This is a genomic window from Pseudoalteromonas rubra, from assembly GCF_000238295.3.
GTDB lineage: Bacteria > Pseudomonadota > Gammaproteobacteria > Enterobacterales > Alteromonadaceae > Pseudoalteromonas > Pseudoalteromonas rubra.
In genome coordinates this window covers 1-23,209 of record NZ_AHCD03000035.1, presented here as the reverse complement: position 1 = coordinate 23,209, position 23,209 = coordinate 1, and the positions used below count along the sequence as shown (strand labels likewise).

Below are 23,209 nucleotides of genomic sequence, written 5' to 3'. Positions count from 1 at the left end.
TGAGTGCCCGCTGTCATCAGTTTATTCATCAACGGGCCAGGTATAAGGCACAGCTGGTACGGATAAACCTCGGTCAGTGATGGATTCTGCTACAGTTTTACTCGGATCGGTAGGTGCCCACAGGTCCTGACTGAACGCCAATGACGCATCTTCCAGAGCAGTATCACCCAATACGCCACTGGCATCTATATCGAATACAAAGCTGCCAGCGCCGTCATAACTACAAGACGTAGTAGGTGCATATTCAATATTTGCTTTACTACCGGTTCCATCATAAGTGGCTGTTGCACTGTCGTACTCAAAGAACTGACGCTGCGAGAATGCCTGCATGCTGTGATCATTCCCAGGTCCCGCCCAGTTACAGATGAAACCTTGAATAAGCCCGTCTGTCTCCTCAATTTTTGTTCCATATCCAAAGTGCGCCTCACCATTGTCCAGGCTGGGAGAATTAAACCCAATATTGAAAATTCGGCTGTTGCTGTCGTTCACGCCAGCTTGCCAGACATAGGCATATTGTCCTGCAAGTGATGTAAGAGCAAAATTTGCGCCAAATATCGAAAAGTTCTCACTCCATCCATCCGGATTATCGACACTGTGATACTTGTTATTCACATCAACCTGGTTGTCACTGTTGAACATGCCACTGTTACTGTGACCACATAAAGTGGCAACCCTGGCTTGAAGGGACATATTGTCTCCCGAACGCTCATAAGCCAGAGAACCCGTTCTGGTGCGTTCATTTTGACTACAATTGCCGCCTGGAAATTCTATACCGCTAACGCCCTGTTCGCCTTCCACCTGGTAAGTAAGGTGGCCAGAATAATTCATCAGATCCGCTCCGGGTGTGTGTGCCATAGATAATGAAATGTCGTAATCAGAGCCACTGACTGTGTATGTCAGAGAAACGGTATATTGCCACTCACTCCCCGAACGGGTGATAGCGGCACCGCTGAAAGTCACATCAGCAATACCTTTGGCATTCATTTCGCCGGTCACATCAATGCTGCTGCCATCAGCGGGCAAACTCATCCCTGAGTCCAATGCCGCTGAGACCATACTGGCTAAGGTCATCAGACTCATTCTCGACTGATCTCTGATCCCGCTTAACAGCGCATTTGTTTGTGCAACAGCACACGCATTACCTGTACTGTCACTCTCTGACCACAAGCCTAAGTCACCTCCAGGTAAGGTGCCAGAAGCCGAAGCAGGATCAGTCGCATCTGGGTGACCTGTGTAGGATACCTGCGGTCCAAAGCAGTCCGCATTCGTGCTATTGCGATAAAATGACTGAACTCGAAATACATCCAGTAAAGGAACGGTGCCATTGAGTATCCGGCCAATTCTCTGCGTAGACCACAAATAGGTTGGTACGGACGGGCCGTACTCTACCGCTGGTCGATTGCCAAAGCCACGCTCAACTTCTTCGCTGCTATCACTAAACGGAGAAGAGGCCATGACTTCTGTGGGAAAATAGGTGCCGCGCGATTCATCGGGTTCATTCGAGTCATCACTATCATCCGTGCCGTTATCACCCGGATCGGAATTCTCACTGCCAGAGTCATCACTATCAGAGTTGTTGTCCGTGTCGTCATTGGCTGAATCATCATTAGAAGGAGTCTGCTGTTGCTGCTCCTGAGCATTAGTATTGCTCGGCTCATCGTTATCTGATGAAGAGCACCCGGCTAACAAAGCCAATAGAATATATGGAATAGGTGTTTTCATAGTTGCATACCTTGTTGTCTAACCCGCTTTAAAGGTAAGCCAAAAAGACCACAAGCTCAAAAATCCACCATTCTGAAGTGTGAGAATATGTTGAGCACTTTATCGCTAAGACTTTGATGTTCCTGGTTTTACACAAACCTAGTAACAGCATGCATTCTCATTTAGATTACATAAATAAGACTAGTGTAGTGATTACATTACACTTTATTGCTTTTTCCAAAACAAAAAATAGTGATCGCTAAATAACAAAAGCCGAACAACTTATTACATTTAAAACAGCCTGAAGCGCAATAAAAATGCAGTAGTCGGTTCTCAGATAGCCTGATGGCATTCAGACTGTTGGATTGCGATATGCATCAACTCAAGGAGCTCTGCCATAGGCACGTTGACCTTGTCGTATTCTTTTTCTTTAAGTAGAACATCTATTTTAGATGCCGTTTGATAAATATCATGACAATCAAACATTGCTGACGTACCCTTAAGCGCATGTATGGACCTTGCCAGCCCATCAAAGTCGTGGTACTTGAGCTGATTTTGCAACTGCACTAGTTGCTCATGCAGTCCTGCAATATACTGAGATTTCAGCATCGAAAACTCTTCATCGGGTAAAGCCAGATCTTCTTCAACGGTAATATTCAGGTAATGACTGACTTTTCTGGCAAACTCTGCTCTGTCGATTGGCTTAGCCAGGTGGTCAGTAAAGCCAAGCTTAAGATAACGCTCTACCTCATGACTCATCGTGTTTGCCGTTAACGCAATCACAGGTGCCGTGCTGCCCGTAGCCTGAATAAAGTTAAATGCCTGCTCACCGTCCATCACTGGCATTTGAATATCCATCAGGATCAAGTCAAACTCCCCGTCCAACACAGCTTGCACAGCGAGTTGCCCGTTCTCAACCGCAGTCACACTCAGCCCCATGCGCTCCAGGATACGCGTGATCAGGCGGCAATTATCAACATGATCTTCGGCCAACAGTACTTCGCCTTTTAATGCCTCGGATTCATAACCCTCCGGCTCTGCGCCAGGCTCCTGAGTTTGATGAATTTCCGAGAAAGTGTTGAGCCATTTAGTACGTTGCGTAGTGTATAAGCCCACGGACAGAGTAAAAGCGGTACCCGAACCAACTTCGCTTTCAACTTCAATATCTCCGTCGAGTTTCTGAGCCAGGCTTTTTGAGATGTTAAGCCCGAGGCCGGTTCCCCCGTATTTCCTGGTTGTTGACGAGTCAGCCTGATGAAAAGCGTTAAATAACTCTTTCTGCTCCGCGGTGGTCATCCCAATTCCGGTATCCTGCACTCTGATCGACAAGGTATCCTGCGTGCAACTGACATCAATGGAGATTTTACCAACAGAGGTAAACTTAAGTGCATTCGACGTTAAGTTAAGCAATATTTGTCGCAAACGGGTCGGGTCAATGACGATGTAATCAGGCAGTGGGAAATGGTAATTTAGTTCAAACTCCAATCCTTTGTCTCTGATCTGCTTACCCAGCAAAGACTCAACATGAGTAATAGACTGAAACAGGTTCGCTTCAATGAGTTCAACTTCAAGCCGATTTGCTTCGATTTTAGACATATCCAGAATGTCATTGATTAGGCCGAGAACATGACGAGAATTTTGTAAAATCACCGATATTGCATGATTGCGCTCATGAGGTTTGATATCACCGAGCATAATGCCATCGGCATAGCCAATTATCGACGTCATTGGTGTACGAATTTCATGGCTCATGTTTGCCAGGAAGCGACTTTTGGCCTCACTGGCATCGCGTAATTCAGACGCGAGTTGCTCTAACTCATAGGTCCGCTTAAGTACCTTTGCTTCCAGGTTTTTATTCAGCTCAATATTTTGCTCATTGGTCAGTCGGTATTTATCGGCCACTGCAAATGCCAGTAACAAGGCATCAAGTGCTGTACCTATCAGTCCGATTAAATATAAGTTAACCGCAATGGGAGGCAATAACCCAAGATTAGTGACATTGCCAACCATGTTAGGAATTGCCATGCAGACATAAGCCAGAACGAAATAACGAGCGGGCTTGAAACCCTCCATCAAACGCAACACGCCTACATAAAGCCCCATACACAAAGCAGACCCAGTAGCCAAGGTCGCCCAGAGAAAACCAAACCCCGGAAACAAGATGCAAAAGGGAGTACCGATTGCACCAATTGCACCGACCCAAAGCGACGCAGTAGACAAAGATGGATGGGTCTCTTTTAGCTTGAGGAGTTGATTGTAAAATAGCACATTCGTGATGGGCGTCAGCGCAAAACCCAGCCAGTGCAAATGGGCAGAGTAAAAACCAAAAAGCTGATCGGATATATGAAAGAAATGACTCCAGGCAAACACCCAGGTTGCGGCAAACATGGCATAGTACAAGTGAGTCATATCTTTGGAACCGATATAAATCAGCAAGTTATACAAACCAAGTACAATACCCACACTAAAGCACAGGGACATGAGTAAGTTATCAATGGTTACCTGACGCTCAAACTCTTTGACCGGAATAAGCTCTAGTTTGATTGGTGTGTAAAAGTAGTCGCTCTCAAACAAGGTAACAACAAAGTACCTCTGGTTGGGCAAGAGATGTATTTTATTACCATAGTGAAAGGGATACTCATTGGCATGCATACCACCGGTAAAAAACCGTTCCACGCCAGACTCTGAGTAAATACGTGTTTCGACATTAGACAGCACAGTATTATAAGGATAAAGCACCAGATCCTGGTACTTAGAGTGATTTTCAATTTCTGTTACTAACCAGTACCGGCCAGAAAAAAGCGCACGCTTCGTCTGCTCCGGCTGTGTGCTTGCCCACTGTTCAACCTCTGAGAAGCTATCCGGGAAACGCGCGCCATTTTGAGCCGACAGCACCATTCCTTTGTCATGTAAATTTTGCCCTCGCTGTGTACCGTCAAAGACATACACACTCGCGTTTGCAAAAAAAGTAAACAGGCACAGCAACACTGTGCATAATAGTCTTACACTACCCATTTGAGACCTAAACTGTAGCAGCTCGAGGCCAATGCCTGGCTAAAATCTATACACAACATCCACCCCAAGGCGTCTCCCCTCTCCTTTAAAGTCCTGCAGCATGCCGAGAAAAGTACTTAAATCGAATTTTAAGTGACTGTATTCTTTATCAAACAGGTTCTTGCCCCATATACCAAAGCGCCAGTCACCCCGCTCAAAGCGCACGCTGCCACGCCATAAAGTATACCCTGACTGCATTGCGTAAGCATTTTGGTTTTGGTCGAAGTAGTACTCTGATTGGTAATCAAACCCCACCGTTGAAACCAACTCTCCATGCCAAAATGACACAGAGTGCGTGACATCGCCATTGATGTTCCACTCCGGGGTAAATGGTAAACGATTGTCTGTCAGTACATTGCCCACCGGGTCAATGAACTCGTCGAAGTTTGCCTCAGGCACATAACCGGCTACACCTCTAAACTTGAGGGACTCGCTCAGCTTATATTGTAATGCCAGTTCAGCACCGTATATTGTTGAGCTACCTACGTTTTCTAGTAACTGAAGCGGTGGTGCGCCCGGCGTCGTTGAGGCCTGGTTCATAAACACTTGCTGATCGCTATAATCATAGAAGAACACAGCGCCATTGATAGATAAGTCATCTGCGTTGTTATATTTCGCCCCAATTTCGTGCGCATAGAGCTCCTCAGGGCCATAGTCGGCTAACTTTGCCTGCTCTTCTGTTGCCAGCAATCCGCCGTTGTATCCACCGCTTTTGGTACCATTAGCAAAGCTATAGTAGAACATGAGAGGATCAGAATACTGGTAATTCCAGGCCAGACGACCGGACAAACCATCATCTTTTACTTCACCATCAACGCGATAGTAAGGGATCGTCACCCCGTCTACCTGTGTGATATCTGCAACAATATTGAGCTGGGAAACGGAATCGTACTCTACCGTTTCATCACTATAACGAAGCCCGACAGTAATGCGATGTGCGTCGTTAAACTGCCACTCATACTGCGCAAACGCCGCCACAGACTTTACTATAATTTCATTGTCATAGAAAAACGTGTTGGTCAGGTCAGTGCTTAAAAGTCCTCGATAATCCCGCAAAATATCATTGAAGTTGTCCTGATAGATACGCTCTTCCAGATGGAATAAACCCAGTGTAAGGTGATCTTTGTCACGAGTTTGACTGTATCGCAACTCGTTGGAAAGCATCTCATTTTTCAGACCAAGCTCCCCTTCACACAGTCTCGCGGGGCTGCCATCACAGTTAAATGCGTGTCGTCTGTCCAGGCGATTAAAACCGTTTATGTAGGTCAATTGCTGACTGTCCGAGATTTGCCAATCTCCTTGTACGGTCCAGCCTTTATAGATAGACAAATGTGGAGAGTTATTATTCACGCTGACAGCCCAGTAATCATCACTGCCGTCATTGAAGCCAAACATGTCAAAACACCCGGAGCCACCAGCCTCAGCTGGCGTACAACGCACTCCATTAACAGGATCTTTATAAATGCCGATATTACCAACGGGCTGCACAATCCCATCCCAGTGGCCATATTCAAGTTTGGCATAAAGTGTAAATTCATCCCATTCAGCTAAATAGCTAAGTCTGGCATCTTGCTGTTTAAGGCCCGCTTCCGGAGATGCCTCAAACAGGTTGTAACTTGTGTAGTCGTAATCGGTGTGATTGAAAGAAAATCGTAACGCGCTTAGCTCGTTAACTTTGGCATTATACGCCCCTTGCACCCGACGCCATTCATCGGTGCCAACACCGGCCTTAATAAAGCCATAGTTGCCATCGTCCGGACGCTTAGTCCTGACAAGCACTGCGCCACCAGTACTGTTACGTCCAAACAAAGTACCTTGTGGACCTTTCAGTACTTCAATTTGCTCAACATCAAACAAGTTGGCTATCTGATTGTTTGCAGAGCCAACCGGCCTGCCATCAATATACATCGCGATGGGCGACGTATTAGCGGTGTTATAGTCAATTAACCCTACGCCTCGAATGTTTAACGCAGGCGGTGTGCCCTCGGCGGCATTCTGGCTGATTTTAAAGTTGGCAACATAGCCACCTACTTCGCTGATGTCTTTAATTCCCTGACTGGTCAAGTTATCGCCTTTCAGGGTCGCTATTGAAATGCTCACTTCCTCTAGTGTTTGCTTACGTTTTTGCGCATAAACCTCGATGACTTCGATACTATCATTGTTTGCAAAAACACTTACGGGAGAGAAAAAAACTGTAATTATTGAAATTGATATCGCTGAGAGTTTAAACATATCCGTGCTCTTTTTCTGCTTCACGCTTGTGCTTGTTTGAGTATAGTCGAAATGCAAAGACCTCCAACAAAATCGGAGGTCTTTTGTATATTATCTCTATAGTTAGCTAACCTGGCTCCCTGAATAGTCAGCTATACAGAGATTAGTCCGGTTTAAAGCCATCCTCACCACTGATATTTTCAGGTAATCCACAAATGGCACGAGAGGTTTGCATGCCAGCCATCACCGCAGCTTCAACACACCCGGCATTAACACCTGTGCTGATCCAGTCCCCCGTCAGGTAAAGGTTACTGAAAATACTGCCATCAGTGGGGAGTCGGTATTGGCTGCTGTCTACGACAGACAAGACATATCGCTCACTGGGATCGACATTAACCCGCCAATATTGACTGTCAAATCGTTCCTCACCTTGTGCGATGCTGTCGTCATAAAGGGTATTCCAGTTGTACTGACCCGCTGCGTTATAAGCATTGGGCCATAGCGGTTTCATTTCTGTCGCAAGTTTGTTGATGGCATTTACTTTTACTTTGGCTTTTTGCTCTGACGGAAAGCTATGATGGCTACTGGGTGGATACTCATCACAACCAAAAGCACTGCAAAAATAGGCGATGTTCTTTGGTCCGTTTGCAGGCCAATCTTCATGCGGCAACAAATTAGACATAGCCGCCCAGGTATCAAAAGGTTGCGAGAACCCGCTGAGAATGGGACGTTCTTCACTGGGTGGCGTGTAATTAAACCCGAGCTGTTCGTCAGTTTGATTGAGCCAAACCTGAAATGCTTGCGTTGCAACGGTTTTGACTTCACTGCTTTGTAAACTGAGCTTGCTATCCAACGCTAACAGTTGAGGACACAAATGCTCCAGACCACCGACAGAAATACCAAAGATCACTTTATCGAAGTCCCGGCCACGCTTAAGTGACAATGTAGGCAACGCCGTACCAAACTCAGCTTCGTAAATTGCCGGCCAGTTACTCCAGAAAGATTCCAAATTGATATTATTCTGCTGTAATAACGCAGCCTGTGCATCATCTATCTGGTCATAGTTTGGTCTATCCGGCCAGCATGGTAATCCTTTAACATCGACAAACGGATCGTACTGCCCATTTTTTAGCTTTACTTGCTGAGTCATCTTGATCTCGTCCACCACATGCTCACTGCCCTGCAATGTCGGGATCAACTCGTCAACCTGGTGGAAATATTCAAACTTAACACCACGTTTAGCCAGCAGTTCATAAATGGGTGAAAAAATAATATCGCCCATGCCAGCCTGCATTTTCCACATTACGCCACCGCGATAGCACAGCATCAATCTAAGCATCGCCAGTGAGGCTACGCCCGCTTCGACATTACCATTATCAAAATCACCATCAACATACCCAAACACGAGATCATAAAATCCCCTCACGGGCGCTGATTCGACAACATACTCTTCATCGGCACCATTGCGTTTCAACCAGGCCTTAAAGTCATATTTATTAATTGCCTCAAAGCCATCTGAATGGACATGGTCACGAAGCAGGCCAATCAGCATCGCAATGGCCAGGTCAGCGCAGATGTATAAGCGCCTGATGCCAGGATGATCATCCAACAGATCTCGCGCTTCAGCTCTGAGCCAGCGTTTAAGCTTGCGAACTATGTACCAGGTAACCAGGCGGTCACGGCTGTTTGAAAGGTTTTTATCCGATGCTCGCAGGTTCAATAGTTCATGCAGTTGTGTGATCAATAACCTGGGAGTCGACCAGATCTCTTTGGCCTCATCGTGCGCACTATCAAAGAAGTCAGACACTTTATCTTCCAGACTGTCAAATGCTGATGTGATCTCGCTGGCAAGGTGCTGCAACAAACCTCGGTCACGACGTTTACGCGTTTGCAGTCGGATCTCCCGGTGCGCTGCTTCCACTTCATCTTCTAATCCGTCTATCCATTTGTGTAACCAGGCAATGGTCATCTGGATCAGCTGCCAAAAATGCAGATCCAGCGTACCATCCGCCGGATTGCCTGGCACCAATGGGAAATCGACTGGCCAGGTTTCCCATTCATTATCAATGAACTCCTGCAACACCACAAAGCTGTGTGGTTTTAATGCCTGCTGCCATGTTGCAATAGGCACAGAACTTGGTCTGTCTAGGTTATTGTAAACGGTTTCAATTGCCCGAAACGAGTTTACGTATGCACCAAACCAAACGTGGAGGCCATGTTCCTCAATGCGCTCATGTGCATCAGGGTTGCGCCCACTCGCCCCTTTCCCGCCAAGACGCCAGCCTAACTGATAGACTGTAATCTCATAGTCTTCCTGCCAGTTGTCTTTCTCTGTCAGATAAACTGCGGCGGTCATAGCCGATACACCACCACCTAAAATTGCAATTTTTTCTTTACTCATAATGACACCCTACCCCAACTCCGCTCTGACAATTTCATGGGCCCCGTCTTGATCGAAGTCCATACACAGGTAATAAGGTAGCTTGGCAAACTGCTCACCCACAGCAATCCCAAACATATCTTCCAGGGGAAAAGCATCAATCTGATTAATGGTGACTTTATATTCGTCTTTTAAAAAGCCCAATTTATGAAGCTTTTTCACTTCTGAAGGAGAATGAACAACCGCACTGTACACACTGTTGGTGGCGTAGCCATCCGGAAACTGCTTGAAAAAGATTTGGTCTAACATCGGGTTAGTAAACCCAGTGAGTAGTTGTTTGATAAACTCGCTACTAATATCGATTTCACTGGCGGTTTCATGGAGCAATTCGGCAACCTCCTTGCTTATCTCTACCGCCTCCTCGAACCAGGTGTCATCATCCGCTACCCGATCGATGGATAATAACTCGTACCAGGCCATTTTTTTATTCGGGTCGTAAGGTTGAAAGGTCTCAAGACTCAGAGAAAAATGATCCGCATGCCGCCGGTCACTGGGCATTTCATAACGACATAAGTACTTGTTGTATCCCCAGGTTTCACGGCCATTGATCAGTGCATTGATGTTATTCACGGTGATAAACGCGGGATACCAATAAAGGTGAGTCATTCGGTTGGTGTTTTTGCACACTTCAGCAACTGGCACCCAGATAATGATATCGGTTTCCTGCATGTAGCCATAATTACTAAATGGCGGAACCTTAGAGGCAATATTTTCGATATCAGTAAATGTCAGCAGACAATGCGAAGATATGGCCTTGTAGGTATTAATCTCATTAGGTACGGAGTTCAACGTAGCATCGAAAAACGCCTGTATTTTCTCAATTTTCCCTTTTAAAAAAAATCCGTACATCATTGCATTAAGCATTCTGCAAGGTGGTTTAGCAATGGGATTACCCAAAAAATGGCGATAAGGGATAGTCAGTTTTTCAGACATAGAAAACTCCTTCTATTGCGATAGTAGTATGCGGCGTCAGAAACACAGCGATAACAAGTAAACCTGCTACCACTGCTCCCATGCGCTATCAGCAACCACCACATCACAACCTAAAGCTGTACTTCCATGACCGATAACCGGGGGTGTTAAGTGCCCACAATGATTAAGATGACACTAAGTCTAGTTCATCTTTAATGCGTCGATAGTTAAATTTAATCTTTGCCAGCTGCGCTACTTCTCCCTGACATCTCGCCAGATAGTGCCCATGAGCATCACTGTCATAGTGCGTAGACAGCCTGTTCATGAAACCATGCTCATAACGGGTACGGAAACATTCGACATTAGGCTGTTGCTGCAGTATTTCCATGACTGGCACTATGTCAAAGTGGCTTTCCTGATAAGGGAAAAAGACGTCAACCCGACAGCCTGGGTTGAGGTGCAAATAATTTCGTATCTGTCCCGGATAAAATGCAATCAGCTTAACAGAGCTCTTTAATGCGATTGCAGACAAAGCCCGCCAGGCTGCAACAGCCCCGGCACTGAAAGCAATGATCAGATCCGGTTGGTAGGCCAGGATGTCGTCCAATACTTTTCGCATATACGCATCGTGCCCAACTTCATTGATAAAACTTTGATAAACTTGGCTTTCTGGCAGATGTTCTTTTGCCTGCCGATCACCGTAGGGAGAACTCACTTTGCAATCACCATCCAGGTTTTGTGCAAAGTCTTCGAGATAGTCGCTATGACCGAATATATCACTGACGATAAGCGTAACCATGATTGTCTTCTCTTATTTCCAATTTAATTATTATATTAATCGTTACGCTAACCCCCCATCTTAACTGAAAAGTGCACCAATTGCAGCGTAACTAAGTGTGTCTGTCCATGTTCATCAAGCGGTGCAAACTGAGGTGGAACCCTCTAAAATGTAGCAAACCATTACCATTTGTAAAAATAATTAAAACGCAAATACCCCTCTCAGCCATTTCCTTTAAATATCCGGCTCAAACCGCCTTTTCCTCCGCTTTTTTGGGACCTCTGCTAAACTCTCTAATCAGGTGACACAATCGGAGAAATGCGTGAAGTTCTTTTTGCTGTTGTTAACGTGTATTACTTCAGTTTGTTACGCGCATATCGAGAATCATGCAATATCCTGGATCACCCTAGACTTTCCGCCTTACTACATCTACGCAGACCGGGATGAAGGCGAAGGGCGAGATGAACAAGTAATTTCGTTATTGCATACTCAGTTAAGTACACTGGACTATTATCACCATAGCTTTCCAGCCAGCCGCGCCATCCATGAGCTGAGCCACAGCCCTAACGGCTACTGTATGATTTCGCTTTATAAAACAGCCAGCAGAAAAAAATTCATCACCTATACAAAGCACCATTCAACAGTAGGCCTTTCGCCCGGGCTGGCACTGAGAAAAGAGACCGTACTTAAACTCGGGTTGGACGTCCTTCAGCCTGTCTCTTTGGTTGATCTGATGCTCAAGCATGACCTCACTTTGGGTATCGCACAAAGCCGTTCATATGGAGAAAAGCTCGATAAACTTATCGAGCGGTTACCACGCGATCAGGTTGTGATCCGGCCCGGATGGGATACGCTGCAAAGCCTGACAAACATGTTGGTTAAAAAGCGAGTGGACTTAGTCCTGGGCTATCCGAGTGAACACTACTACCTGAGTAAGCGGCTCGGCGCAGATAACCTGACACAAATCTCCTTGATAGGCGTCCCGCTTATTGCCAAGGGCTATATTGGTTGTACCAATAATGCCCTGGGCAAAAAGGCTGTGGCCCTGTTCGATCAGGCATTAGTTAGCCTGGTCAAAACAGAGGCGTACAAACGCATTATGTTAAAATGGCTGCCAACCCACTTAAAAGGCAAACTCAATAAGCACCTCATTAATGAAACAACTCGACTCAGTAATGAGGTGCACATCGGAGAAGACCGAAACTAACCCGCTATTAGCGGTTTTTATAGAAGTAGCTTTCTTTTTCTATGGTGATGCTCGCATCCTCCTGGGCCGTCACCACAAACTTCAATGGCGTTGCCGTACGGCTTAAATCGTAACCATCTGCTGTCACAGTCACTGGTACCAGAAGCATTTGCCCCGCCTCTATCTTGATCGAATCAGGCGCTGATAAACTGGCATGTTCTATCCCACTGATCCCAACCTGATAATGCAAGGTCTGCTGAGTTTTATTGATGATACTCAAGGTATATGGATTTTCCACCAGCCCCTCATAATTCACACGGTACAACGCGTTTCTGTCGCGGATCACAGAAGCTTCTATAGGCGTACGATTCATTGCCCAGATCACCATAGTGACCACAATCATAGCGAATAAAGCCGCATATCCCACTAGCTTTAGCCTGAACGGATTCGTCTTTTTACCCGATAGTGTATTTTCACTGGTGTACTTGATAAGCCCGGTTTCATAGCCAAACTTATTCATAGTCTCATCACAAGCATCAATACACAGTCCACAGTTAATACACTCGTATTGCAGACCATTTCTGATATCAATGCCCGCCGGACACACTTCAACACATAAATTACAGTCAACACAATCGCCTAATCCCATGGCTTTGTGATCTGCTTTGCGTTTTCTGGGACCACGGTTTTCGCCCCGCGCGTCATCGTATGACACAACCAGGGTGTCTTTATCAAACATCACAGATTGAAAGCGCGAATATGGACAAGCCACGTTGCACATTTTCTCGCGCAAGAAGCCAGCATTCCCGTAAGTACAAAATGCGAATAAAAACACCCAGAAGCTCACAAGACCTGACCATTGCAGTGTAAACATATCGGTATAGAGCGCTTTGGCAGGCACAAAATAGGCCATAAAAGAAGTGGCGGTAAAGACGGAGATCAGCAACCACACTGCATGTTTTGCCAGTTTCTTAGATACTTTTTTGCCATCCCAGTTGCTTTTATCCAACTTAATTCTTTGGTTTCGAGTCCCTTCGATCCGATGTTCAACCCAGGTGAACATCAGCATCCAAATCGTTTGCGGGCAAGTGTAACCACACCACACTCGGCCCAGCCAGTTAGTTACAAAAAACAAGCCAAATGCACCAGCCATAAATACCCAGGCCAGGATCATGAAATCATGCGGTAGTAAAGTAACGCCAAAAATACGAAACTGCTGAGAAGCCACATCCAGTAATACAGCCTGCTGGCCTTTGTATGGGATCCAGGGAATGGCAATGAAAACCAACATCAGGAACCAACCCAGATAGCGACGGATCTGCTGGAAAGGCCCCTTTTGTTCGCGGATATAAATCGGCCCATCCTGCTTATAGGGCTTAATGATCATATCTTCTTCTTTAATATCGAACTTCATAATACTTGCTTATTGTCAGTGAAACACACCTATTCAATTTGCAAGTTTCAGACCAAACTGAAAGTTTTTAACCTGTTGTTTTATAATGATTTTAAAATCATCTAAAAACACCTAGTCGCGACATATCACGAAAACTCGTTATATATCGCGTTCCCTTTGAATATTTAGCTTCTTCATTTTTGATCTTAGAGTGCTTTCTGGCATACCTAGTAATGCTGCTGCGCCCTGCTCGCCTGCCACACGCCACTGACAAAGTTCTAAGACTGAGAGTATGTGTTCCCGCTGAGCATATTCAAGAGATAGATCCTGAGAAACGGCCGCTTCTCCTATATTCGCAGCCAATGCCTGGGTCAGTCGCAGTGTTCTGCCTGTAGCTAATATGGCTTCACGTTCAAGAATATTTTGCAGTTCACGAATATTACCCGGCCAGTCGTAAGCCTGTAGCTTTGCCAGTGAAGATTTGGCGATACCACGCAATTGCTTACCCAAGCGGGCGTTAAGCCGCGAGAGCATGTTAGCGCATAATAAAGGGATGTCTTCCAATCGCTCTCTGAGTGCTGGCACTTTAATGGGAAACACATTGAGGCGATAATATAAATCCATCCTGAACTCTCCCTTTTCAACCATCTGCCAGAGATCTCGATTGGTCGCGGCAATCACCCGGATATCTACTGAAATGGTTTTGCTCCCCCCGACACGTTCAAACTCCTGTTCCTGCAGTACTCTCAGTAGTTTACTCTGTGCTTCGAGTGGCAGTTCGCCAATTTCATCGAGGAATAACGTGCCCTGATGGGCCAGTTCAAAGCGCCCCTTGCGTCTTTCATTCGCCCCTGTAAACGCCCCTTTTTCGTGTCCAAACAGTTCAGACTCCAGCAAGCTGGGGGAAAAAGCAGCACAGTTAACACGTACAAACGGTTGGGTACTTCTTAAACTCAGGCGATGCAGATTACGTGCAACCAATTCTTTTCCGGTGCCATTCTCACCCAAGACCAGTACAGTGCTATCGGTCTGGCTAACCAGCTTTATTTGCTCAAGCATAGTCTGAAAAATATGACTCTGGCCCACCAACCCGGAATCCTGCCAGTCTTCATTAATCTCTGCCAGCAGATAGCTGTTTTCCTCTTTGAGTTGCTCAGAAAGCGTCTGAACTTGCTCGAGCGCGTCTCTCAAAGCACGCTCTGCCTCAACTTGTTTTGATATATCGCGAAATATCGCGACAGCACCGATAACCTGACCATCCTTATATACGGGTGTCGACGTGTACTCCACAGCGAAACAGCTGCCATCTTTGCGCCAAAACACTTCATCTGTGACATGCCGGGTTTTGCCGTCAAACATGGTTCGATAAATTTGGCAGTGATCCGCTGGATAAGGGGTGCCATCTGCGTAACTATGATGGTGGTATTGATGAATTTTCTTGCCCAGTAAATCGTCGGCAGACCAGCCAGTCATTCTTTCTGCAGCCGGGTTAATAAACACGGCATTACCTGATAGATCAAACCCGTATATTCCCTCGCCGACTGCATTAAGCAGCAAACGGGGATCGTTTAAGAATTGTGCGATTACAGAAGACATAGATTACCTCGTGATATTTCACGAAGTAATCTAACATGACTGGCGCAGAAGCAAAACTACACAACTATACTTTGAACAAGGAAAGTGCCTGCGCATCAAAATTACTAAGATTCGGAAATAACTCTGTCATTTCGCTGTCTGCAAGACCAAACCAACGTGCCAGCGGTGCGAAATACTGTTCGTTGCTGAATGCCGGGATCAGGCGTCCGCCTCCAACATCATTTGACCCATCGAGCTGCTGCGGCATCATAGCGCCATGCACATCACCTCCATTGACCGCACCACCAAGTATCAACTGATTACCTGCCCAGCCATGGTCGGTGCCATCTCCGTTAGAGGTTAATGTACGACCAAAATCAGACATGGTAAATGTACTGACCTGCTCTGTCAGCTCAAGCTCAGCCATCGCACTTTGGAATTCTACTAAGCTTTGTGCAAGTGCGCCCAGTAGCGCCGGATGGGCAGACTCCTGCTCATCATGCGTATCGAAACCGCCCATAGAAACAAAGAAGATTTGTCGTTTAGCACCCAGCTGGGACTGGATACTGATGGTTTTCGCAACTGCCGCCAATTGCGCCGACAGGCTCGATTCGCCAAATTCAGTCGCCAGTACAGGTGCCTCTTCCAACAAAGCATTCATATATAAAGTATGTTCGATAGAACCATTTAACCGGCTGCCATACGCCGATGCCAGCGGATGAGACGTCTGGTCAAACAGGGTTTGCATCACGCGTCTTACGTGCTCCACTCTGGGCTCGTAACCGCTCAGGGCGTTAATTTTACTTATACCACTTTTGCTCAATGCAAACGCACTGGTATTCATGCCAGTTTGCCATGGGTTTGCCCCATCTACGGTAATATTACTGCCAAATACCGTCCCCTGATCTAACCGCTCTAGTAACCTGGCTCCCCAGCCGGTATTCAGCGTTTGCTTTTCCTGGCCGTGCATCCAGGTTGCCTGTTGATCATTATGCGAAAACAGATGCTGCGGTAATGGTACGCTCCTGGCCTGATACTGAGCTAAGGATGTCGGTGCGATTAAAGTCCCGACCCCGCCCACAAAGGCCAAAGTCTGCTGGTCAAAATATGGCTGCAATGAAGACATCGCAGGGTGCAGGCCAACGCCACCTGCAAACTCGCTGGCAGTTGTCAGTGACAGTGCATCCTGCACAGCGAGGTTTTGCCGGCTTGCTTCGTACCAGCTACGATGATCGCCCGTCAGCGGAACAAGCATATTCATGGAGTCGTTGCCGCCATACAGGTACACGCATACCAGAGCTTTATAATCTGAAAAGTTACGTTGCTCTACGCTGCCGGACAGCGCCTGAAGCTGCAAACTGGTCAATGCTGCAGCCGACATGCCTCCTTTCAGGCACAGGGATAGAAAGTCTCTTCTGCTCTTGTTCATCTTGCCGGCCTCCTAATACTGCACGTTAAATTCGGGTGATAGCGACACCATAAACAAAAGCTGCCCGACTCTGTCTGCTGCACTTTTATTCTCAAAATACGCGTCGAGCTCTACAAACGCTTCCCGGCTTGCTTGTGACATATTGCCTGCAAAATACAGCACATTATATCTGTCGAGCAACGCATTGAGCCCGCTGGCTTCGAGCAATACGATATCACTGTGGCCATACAAATAAATTGCCGATGGATTTAGCGTATCGTGGCGTTCAGCCATGCGCCAGACCAAGTCGCTGTAGTGCTGGTTTAACGTGCCAATCATTGCTGCATCATTCGCTATCTGTAGTTCAGGCGCGAATAATCCTTGCTCACTCAATTCCGCTGGTTGATGATCTGGCCTGAAAAAGTTAAATACCGAAGGTGATAGCATAGGACCCTGACCAAACCTGTCGTCGAGGTTCCAGGTGAAGTAGTTACCTTCCTCACTGTGTGCATCCAATGTACGCCACATCTGAACCCCTTTCAGTATTGGCTCTTTAATTTTTCCCTGATGCGCCAGAACAGACCCATACCGACGAGCTTCATCATCAAGGTAAATGGCACGGATCACAGCACTGAGGTCTCCCCGCACACCGCTCCCATTGTCATTAAATACTGCCGCAACCCGTTCTACATAGTTTGCGGTGGGATTTGAGGTGATTAAACGCTGAATAAGCTGCTTGCTAATAAAGGGACCAACATTGCTATGATTAAATAAATTATCCAAAGCGAGCTGCATAGAGTCTTCTGGCCCGACACCAGCCGGGATCACTTCTCCATTTAGTAACGTTTTTTCCAGCTCTGAGTGGTAATCGGGAAATGCATGCATCGGTAAACTAAAATTGCGGCTTGGACGATCCCAGCGAGCCGAGAATGCAAAAGTCCAGCCCGTGAAAACACGAGCAAACCCGGTTATCTCCTGCTGAGAATAGGTGGCGATACTTTGTCCGTTATCATCACGCATGATGCTGCCATCCTGATTTAGCATATCCAGCCCGATGGTAAACAACTGCATGACTTCTCGTGCGTAATTTTCGTCGGGTCGAATATTACGCTCTGGATCTGCCTTTTCATTACCAAGGTGACTGAGATAGGTCCCCATTACAGGCGACAGCGTCACGGCTTCAATCAATGACCGGTAGTTGCCAAACGCATGCTCAATGAGCAAATCATAATAGGCGAGCATACCTTCCGGTTCACCTTTTAATGCATTATTTGCATCTGAAACCACCAAAATTTCACTCAATGCAAAAGCCACACGCTGCCTCAGTTGATCATCTGCATTCAGTGTGGCTTTCCACCAGGCATCGATGCGATTTATCTGATATGGCGTATCTCTGTCAGGGTAATTCTCCAATAACGGAGAATGAAAAGTTGCCGGTAATGCCATCTGCGTATCCAGCCACTGCTCTTCACTCATACCAGTGGCAGCATTGACTTCTTCGAGTGTTGGCCCCATGGTCCCCTGATGTAAAAGCACTGCGGCCTGAACATCTGACATCGCATTACTGGCATAAACATCTATCTCAGAGGTTGTCTCTGCGCCCTGTGGATCTGTTACTGTGACTGAGAACTGATAGGTATCACCAGTCGCCTGGTAAGTTTCTGGCAAAGTAATTACCAGCGTTGGGCCCGTGACATCACCCAGTTCAACTTCCGGGCCACTTAACTGCTTCCAGAGATAGCTAAATGAAGAATCTTCAGGGTCTGCCACATTGGCAGACAAGGTCAATGGCGCACCTTTGATCACCTCGGGCTGAGTGACTGCAACAACAACTTCAGGCGGTGTGTTTGGTTGCTCGGGCGCTTCATCAGTTCCTTCAGAAGCATCGTCGTTCCCACCACCTTCCGAGTTATCACCCTGTTCCAGCGTGGTTTGCTCGGTATCGCCAGCTGACTGCGAAGGTGTTTGCGTGTCTGTTGTTGTGTTTGATGACGTATTATTTGAGGTTGGGCTGCTGTCTGACGAGCCACCACCGCAGGCGACCAGGGTTGTCAGGCAAAACGCCGCAAAATAAAGGTGAGTATTCATAATTGCAGTGTCCACAATAGCACTTAATACTTTTATAACAGAGCATTTAGAAAAAACATATACTAAATTACTATCATTCTCTAAAGTTCTACACACTCTTCTAACAGTGTTTGTGGCTCCTGACAACCAAGGTTGCAGGTAATTTGCTGTTGCAGCAACTCAGCACTAAGCGTTATAGACACAGGCACATACCCGACCATCACTTTGATATGAGTACACTCTCCCTGCCCTGGGCAACATCACCTTATTTATCGACTGGTTCACAGTCGTGTGCCTATCGTGGTAAATAAGCCTCTGTTTTATAGCTAGTAAAACAATAATAATGCCATTATGATCAGACTCGATAGAGCAGCCACGGATTCATTTTTATGGCTGGTGTAGTCTTCAGACATTCGGAAATTTACTTAGTGGCCAATTTTGCAACTCACTTCAAAGCAGCTGTGGTAGTCAGTGCCGCCGCATCATCCGTTATACTGGCAACAAGCCTTGCCGATATGAGCAATATACTGCTGTTATTTATATTAGGTACATTGGCAGGTCTTCTGCCAGATCTCGACGCCGACAAATCACGCTCGTTAAATAGTTTGTTTTCGATATTTGCACTGTGTGCAGCCATTGCTCTGCCACTGGCCATCGAGTTTCATTCTTTGCTCAGCATTTGGTTGTCTGGGTTGGGCGTCTATCTACTTATTATGTATGGCCTGAAGCCTATATTTGAAAGCTATACCATTCACCGCGGCGCTAGCCACTCGCTGCTGTCCGTGCTGATGTTCGCCATCATCACAGTTAATATCCCTTTGTATTTAGGTGAAGGGCTGGCTTTTGCGTTGTTGTGCGCAGTGATGGTGGTATTAGGTATGCTGACTCACTTGATCCTCGATGAGTGCTACGCAGTAGACATCAATAACAATGAACTGAAAGCCTCCTTTGGTAGTGCGCTCAAACCTGTCGCGACCGGTGCGCCGCTGGCTTCCCTGCTTCAGTTAGGTGTGGTGTTGCTGGGTAGCTATTTACTGCTCCCTCATTACGAAGACATACCCGAGGTCATTCAGCTTTGGCAGAGCAAGCTGATAAGCCTGCCCTTACTGCCAGATATGGAAACTTTAAAACAGTTTTATTAATCCAAGGTGAGTTCAGCAACTAAGTTAGTTGCTGAACTCTGTGTTTATTTATGTATTACTGGCAGGTGTAGCTGGGTGCTAAACCTTTAGCAACTTCCCACTTCGCGGTTAGCAATGAAGCCGGGCCCTTGCTGTCATGAGACAGTTCCCAGTTCATGATGCCGCCAGCATTAAGTTTTGCGTATTCTGTTTTGGCACGGATAGTTGGAATACCATTATAGTAACTGCTGCCATCCGTATCCCGGCAAGCATTAGCAGGGTTTTCCTGAACCAAAGTCCGATATGCCTTCCAGGTTGGGCGCGCATAAAAAGGCACACCTAATACGGTTTTTTCTTTGCTCAGGCCACGACTCTGCCAGTATGCAATGGAATCTTTGGCATATTGCATAGACGCATGATTGCCATTGTTCGCATCGTAAGCCATCAGGTTCAGAAAATCGATATCCTGGAATACAGACTCCAGAACACCACCGCCCGTATAGCCTAACGCAACAACCGCAGCGGTCAGGAACTTACCACGAGCACGCAACTCTACACTTAGTTCCTTCATCAACAAAGCGTAGTTATTTGCTGAAGTACCAGGATCTGGATATTCCCAATCCATATCTACACCATCCAGGTTGTGTAACTCTACGAAAGCCATTACTTCGCGTACAAAGGTCGCGCGACCTTGTGCTGACGCCGCAAATGTTTCAAATGCGCTGTCATCGCCACCATTCCAGCCACCTATAGCAATACCAACTTTTACATTGTTTGCATGTGCAGAATTTACCAGCGCTGTCATTTTGCTCAAATTTTCAAGCGGCTGAAGTGTGCCATCTGCGTTAGGTAACAAGAATGAGTAATTGATATGCGTCAGTTTATCAAACTGGATATCGCTAACAGCCCCCTGCCAACTTGGGAAGTAACCGACTATTTTAAAATTAGGATCACCCGGCGGGAAATCATCCGCAGCGACTGTAAAGTTTACTGCACTGGACTCCCCTCTGCCGCCTGCGGCATCGACTGCAAATACCTGTAACTGATGACTGCCTAGCCCTTGTGCTTGCCATGGCACAGAATACGGCGCGGTATTATCTGTCGCAATCAGCGTACCATCGATAAAGAATTCAGCCCGTTCAATCGCAACGTTTTGCGGATGAGAAACAGATGCAGACAAATCGATAGGCGTCCCTATAATAATGCTTGCATTATTACTCGGTGAGGTGACGGTTACTTGTGGCACCGGATCAGTTGCATCGCAATTACCATCCTTATTCCATACAGCATAAGTCGTAGAATTATTTGCTGGGTTCTGATTCTGAGTCCACCACTTTGCGGTGTAACTTACAGACTGATAAGTGACTGATTCCCCTTTGGTATACACACTCTGAGCCTGCCAGTCAGTTAAGTTACTACAGTCCACCGCAAGCGCGACTTCCATTGCACCAAGCAATGGCAGCGCCATTAATAAATTTTTATATTTCATTACCTTTTCCATGTTGTATTTGTCGGCATACGCAGGCCGCACCGACATTTAAAGAGTTGATGACCTGCCCTCCCAGAGTAACAGAGCGAACAAAAATCATACAGTCAACATATTCTTCGACCTTAGTCTAATAAGCCGGATCTGAAACCAGCTACTTTATGCTGCTCGGTGAGTAATAAGGTTCGACAGTGCTGAAAAGCCAGCTCGTTACTCGTACACTGACTGCAGCGAGGCACGTCCATGGAAAGTTTAACAATGCCCTGTACGATGGATAGTTAAGAACGTTACAGGAGTCAGGACAGTCGTTAACGGTGACTGGGTAAGAACGCGGGTGAAATATAATTTATCAAGGAGTGAGTTGCAGTTGGTGGTGGATTACAAGACCCCAAATAATGGGAATTTCTGTTTAACTATCTGCAAATCTTTTTTACTATTTTAAAATCGAATTTTCACCGTTTTCGCACAATCGGCGCTAAGTTTTCGCACGCGGCATCACTATTCCAACATCCTATCCAGCTTCATGGATGAATAGACAACACCGCTCTGTCTACAACTTTTTTAAATCGCACATAGCAAAAAACCCGCTGCATTGCTGCAACGGGTTTCTTTTATTAGGCCCTGGCGATGTCCTACTTTCACATGGGTGAATTGCGACCGAAGCACCGCTTCGCAGCTATCGTGTAAAGTCGTGCTTTAGCGCGGCCTTTACGCAAGGTGAAATGAGCTATTTTAGAGAACGCAGACCTATTCACAGCGCAAAAAGGAGCCCTCCACAGGGACGATCAACGACATAGACCATACTACAACCAAAGCGATGTCGCCGCAGACAAACGGTATCTGCGAACGCTTCCACAAAACGATACTTCAAGAGTTTTACCAAGTGACATTTCGCAAAAAATTGTACAGTTCTCTGGAAGAGCTCCAAAAGGACCTGGACGAGTGGATAAATTACTACAATAATGACCGAACTCATCAAGGTAAAAAATGCTGCGGAAGAACGCCGCTTGAAACATTATTAGATGGGAAATCGATCTGGGTTGAAAAGAATTTAGCCCAAATCTAGGCTGACAGTCACCGATTGAAAAACGGGTAACTGTCAGGTCAAGTCTGAGCTAGTACATATAAGTGTATCCAAAGACTGCTAGATACCAGCTTCATGGTTCAATAGACAACACCGCTCTGTCTACAGCTTCATCGACACTTTTTTAAATTTCAAACGCAAAAAAGCCCGACTCTTTCGAATCGGGCTTTCTTTTATTAGGTCCTGGCGATGTCCTACTTTCACATGGGTGAATTGCGACCGAAGCACCGCTTCGCAGCTATCGTGTAAAGTCGTGCTTTAGCGCGGCCTTTACGCAAGGTGAAATGAGCTATTTTAGAGAACGCAGACCTATTCACAGCGCAAAAAGGAGCCCTCCACAGGGACGATCAACGACATAGACCATACTACAACCAAAGCGATGTCGCCGCAGACAAACGGTATCTGCGAACGCTTCCACAAAACGATACTTCAAGAGTTTTACCAAGTGACATTTCGCAAAAAATTGTACAGTTCTCTGGAAGAGCTCCAAAAGGACCTGGACGAGTGGATAAATTACTACAATAATGACCGAACTCATCAAGGTAAAAAATGCTGCGGAAGAACGCCGCTTGAAACATTATTAGATGGGAAATCGATCTGGGTTGAAAAGAATTTAGCCCAAATCTAGGCTGACAGTCACCGATTGAAAAACGGGTAACTGTCAGGTCAAGTCTGAGCTAGTACATATAAGTGTATCCAAAGACTGCTAGATACCAGCTTCATGGTTCAATAGACAACACCGCTCTGTCTACAGCTTCATCGACACTTTTTTAAATTTCAAACGCAAAAAAGC

13 protein-coding genes and 2 pseudogenes are annotated in these 23,209 nt (G+C 46.3%); 4 read left to right on the top strand and 11 right to left on the bottom strand.

From position 1 onward, the window contains the following. Window positions 1-21 precede the first annotated feature (21 nt). The 6 genes from PRUB_RS11090 to PRUB_RS11065 all read right to left on the bottom strand — a co-directional run bounded on the left by PRUB_RS11090 (window position 22) and on the right by PRUB_RS11065 (window position 11,117). The gene (locus PRUB_RS11090; protein ID WP_010386018.1) at window positions 22-1,722 is read right to left on the bottom strand and encodes a hypothetical protein; all 1,701 of its coding nucleotides are present in this window, start codon (window positions 1,720-1,722) and stop codon (window positions 22-24) included. Window positions 1,723-2,034: 312 nt separating this feature from the next. Further along, window positions 2,035-4,716, bottom strand: coding sequence for an ATP-binding protein (locus tag PRUB_RS11085; protein WP_040645718.1), 2,682 nt, complete (start codon window positions 4,714-4,716; stop codon window positions 2,035-2,037). 39 nt (window positions 4,717-4,755) lie between these two features. Beyond that, complete coding sequence (locus PRUB_RS11080; protein WP_010386014.1) at window positions 4,756-6,987, bottom strand: TonB-dependent receptor; 2,232 nt, start codon at window positions 6,985-6,987, stop codon at window positions 4,756-4,758. A 142-nt stretch (window positions 6,988-7,129) separates the two neighbouring features. Next, window positions 7,130-9,367 (bottom strand): NAD(P)-binding protein, encoded by a 2,238-nt coding sequence (locus PRUB_RS11075; protein ID WP_021032948.1) that lies wholly within the window; start codon window positions 9,365-9,367, stop codon window positions 7,130-7,132. Window positions 9,368-9,376: 9 nt separating this feature from the next. Further along, window positions 9,377-10,339: an acetoacetate decarboxylase family protein gene (locus tag PRUB_RS11070; protein ID WP_021032949.1), complete on the bottom strand. Its 963-nt coding sequence runs from the start codon at window positions 10,337-10,339 to the stop codon at window positions 9,377-9,379. A gap of 163 nt (window positions 10,340-10,502) precedes the next feature. Beyond that, window positions 10,503-11,117, bottom strand: coding sequence for a hypothetical protein (locus PRUB_RS11065; protein WP_010386012.1), 615 nt, complete (start codon window positions 11,115-11,117; stop codon window positions 10,503-10,505). A gap of 301 nt (window positions 11,118-11,418) precedes the next feature. On the opposite strand from PRUB_RS11065, the gene PRUB_RS11060 reads away from it, so the two are divergent. Beyond that, window positions 11,419-12,303: a transporter substrate-binding domain-containing protein gene (locus tag PRUB_RS11060; RefSeq protein ID WP_010386010.1), complete on the top strand. Its 885-nt coding sequence runs from the start codon at window positions 11,419-11,421 to the stop codon at window positions 12,301-12,303. Between the two features lie 7 nt (window positions 12,304-12,310). Here the strand turns inward: PRUB_RS11060 and ccoG are convergent, their stop codons facing one another. The 4 genes from ccoG to PRUB_RS11040 form a co-directional block, all read right to left on the bottom strand. Then, window positions 12,311-13,696, bottom strand: a complete 1,386-nt coding sequence (ccoG, locus tag PRUB_RS11055) for a cytochrome c oxidase accessory protein CcoG (RefSeq protein ID WP_010386009.1) — start codon at window positions 13,694-13,696, stop codon at window positions 12,311-12,313. A 138-nt stretch (window positions 13,697-13,834) separates the two neighbouring features. Then, window positions 13,835-15,271: a sigma-54 interaction domain-containing protein gene (locus PRUB_RS11050; protein ID WP_010386008.1), complete on the bottom strand. Its 1,437-nt coding sequence runs from the start codon at window positions 15,269-15,271 to the stop codon at window positions 13,835-13,837. A 64-nt stretch (window positions 15,272-15,335) separates the two neighbouring features. Further along, window positions 15,336-16,679, bottom strand: coding sequence for a DUF1501 domain-containing protein (locus tag PRUB_RS11045; RefSeq protein WP_040645719.1), 1,344 nt, complete (start codon window positions 16,677-16,679; stop codon window positions 15,336-15,338). 12 nt (window positions 16,680-16,691) lie between these two features. Then, a complete protein-coding gene (locus PRUB_RS11040) occupies window positions 16,692-18,746 on the bottom strand; it encodes a DUF1800 domain-containing protein (protein ID WP_010386006.1) in 2,055 nt (684 codons plus the stop codon). A 368-nt stretch (window positions 18,747-19,114) separates the two neighbouring features. On the opposite strand from PRUB_RS11040, the gene PRUB_RS11035 reads away from it, so the two are divergent. Continuing rightward, window positions 19,115-19,867: a metal-dependent hydrolase gene (locus tag PRUB_RS11035; RefSeq protein ID WP_010386005.1), complete on the top strand. Its 753-nt coding sequence runs from the start codon at window positions 19,115-19,117 to the stop codon at window positions 19,865-19,867. 55 nt (window positions 19,868-19,922) lie between these two features. Here PRUB_RS11035 and PRUB_RS11030 read toward each other — a convergent pair whose 3' ends face one another. Next, the gene (locus tag PRUB_RS11030; RefSeq protein WP_010386003.1) at window positions 19,923-21,335 is read right to left on the bottom strand and encodes a glycosyl hydrolase family 18 protein; all 1,413 of its coding nucleotides are present in this window, start codon (window positions 21,333-21,335) and stop codon (window positions 19,923-19,925) included. Window positions 21,336-22,116: 781 nt separating this feature from the next. Between PRUB_RS11030 and PRUB_RS11025 the strand changes: the two are divergent. Both PRUB_RS11025 and PRUB_RS11020 read left to right on the top strand, forming a co-directional pair. Next, a pseudogene (locus tag PRUB_RS11025) lies at window positions 22,117-22,398 on the top strand (integrase core domain-containing protein); the annotation flags it as partial. A 364-nt stretch (window positions 22,399-22,762) separates the two neighbouring features. Then, a pseudogene (locus PRUB_RS11020) lies at window positions 22,763-23,044 on the top strand (integrase core domain-containing protein); the annotation flags it as partial. Between the last annotated feature and the right edge of the window lie 165 nt (window positions 23,045-23,209).

Excerpts from the sequence above, each read along its gene's own strand:
- PRUB_RS11090 (WP_010386018.1), bottom strand. The coding sequence starts at position 1,722 with ATGAAAACACCTATTCCATATATTCTATTGGCTTTGTTAGCCGGGTGC.
- PRUB_RS11085 (WP_040645718.1), bottom strand. The coding sequence starts at position 4,716 with ATGGGTAGTGTAAGACTATTATGCACAGTGTTGCTGTGCCTGTTTACT.
- PRUB_RS11080 (WP_010386014.1), bottom strand. The coding sequence starts at position 6,987 with ATGTTTAAACTCTCAGCGATATCAATTTCAATAATTACAGTTTTTTTC.
- PRUB_RS11075 (WP_021032948.1), bottom strand. The coding sequence starts at position 9,367 with ATGAGTAAAGAAAAAATTGCAATTTTAGGTGGTGGTGTATCGGCTATG.
- PRUB_RS11070 (WP_021032949.1), bottom strand. The coding sequence starts at position 10,339 with ATGTCTGAAAAACTGACTATCCCTTATCGCCATTTTTTGGGTAATCCC.
- PRUB_RS11065 (WP_010386012.1), bottom strand. The coding sequence starts at position 11,117 with ATGGTTACGCTTATCGTCAGTGATATATTCGGTCATAGCGACTATCTC.
- ccoG (WP_010386009.1), bottom strand. The coding sequence starts at position 13,696 with ATGAAGTTCGATATTAAAGAAGAAGATATGATCATTAAGCCCTATAAG.
- PRUB_RS11050 (WP_010386008.1), bottom strand. The coding sequence starts at position 15,271 with ATGTCTTCTGTAATCGCACAATTCTTAAACGATCCCCGTTTGCTGCTT.
- PRUB_RS11045 (WP_040645719.1), bottom strand. The coding sequence starts at position 16,679 with ATGAACAAGAGCAGAAGAGACTTTCTATCCCTGTGCCTGAAAGGAGGC.
- PRUB_RS11040 (WP_010386006.1), bottom strand. The coding sequence starts at position 18,746 with ATGAATACTCACCTTTATTTTGCGGCGTTTTGCCTGACAACCCTGGTC.
- PRUB_RS11035 (WP_010386005.1), top strand. The coding sequence starts at position 19,115 with ATGGCTGGTGTAGTCTTCAGACATTCGGAAATTTACTTAGTGGCCAAT.
- PRUB_RS11030 (WP_010386003.1), bottom strand. The coding sequence starts at position 21,335 with ATGAAATATAAAAATTTATTAATGGCGCTGCCATTGCTTGGTGCAATG.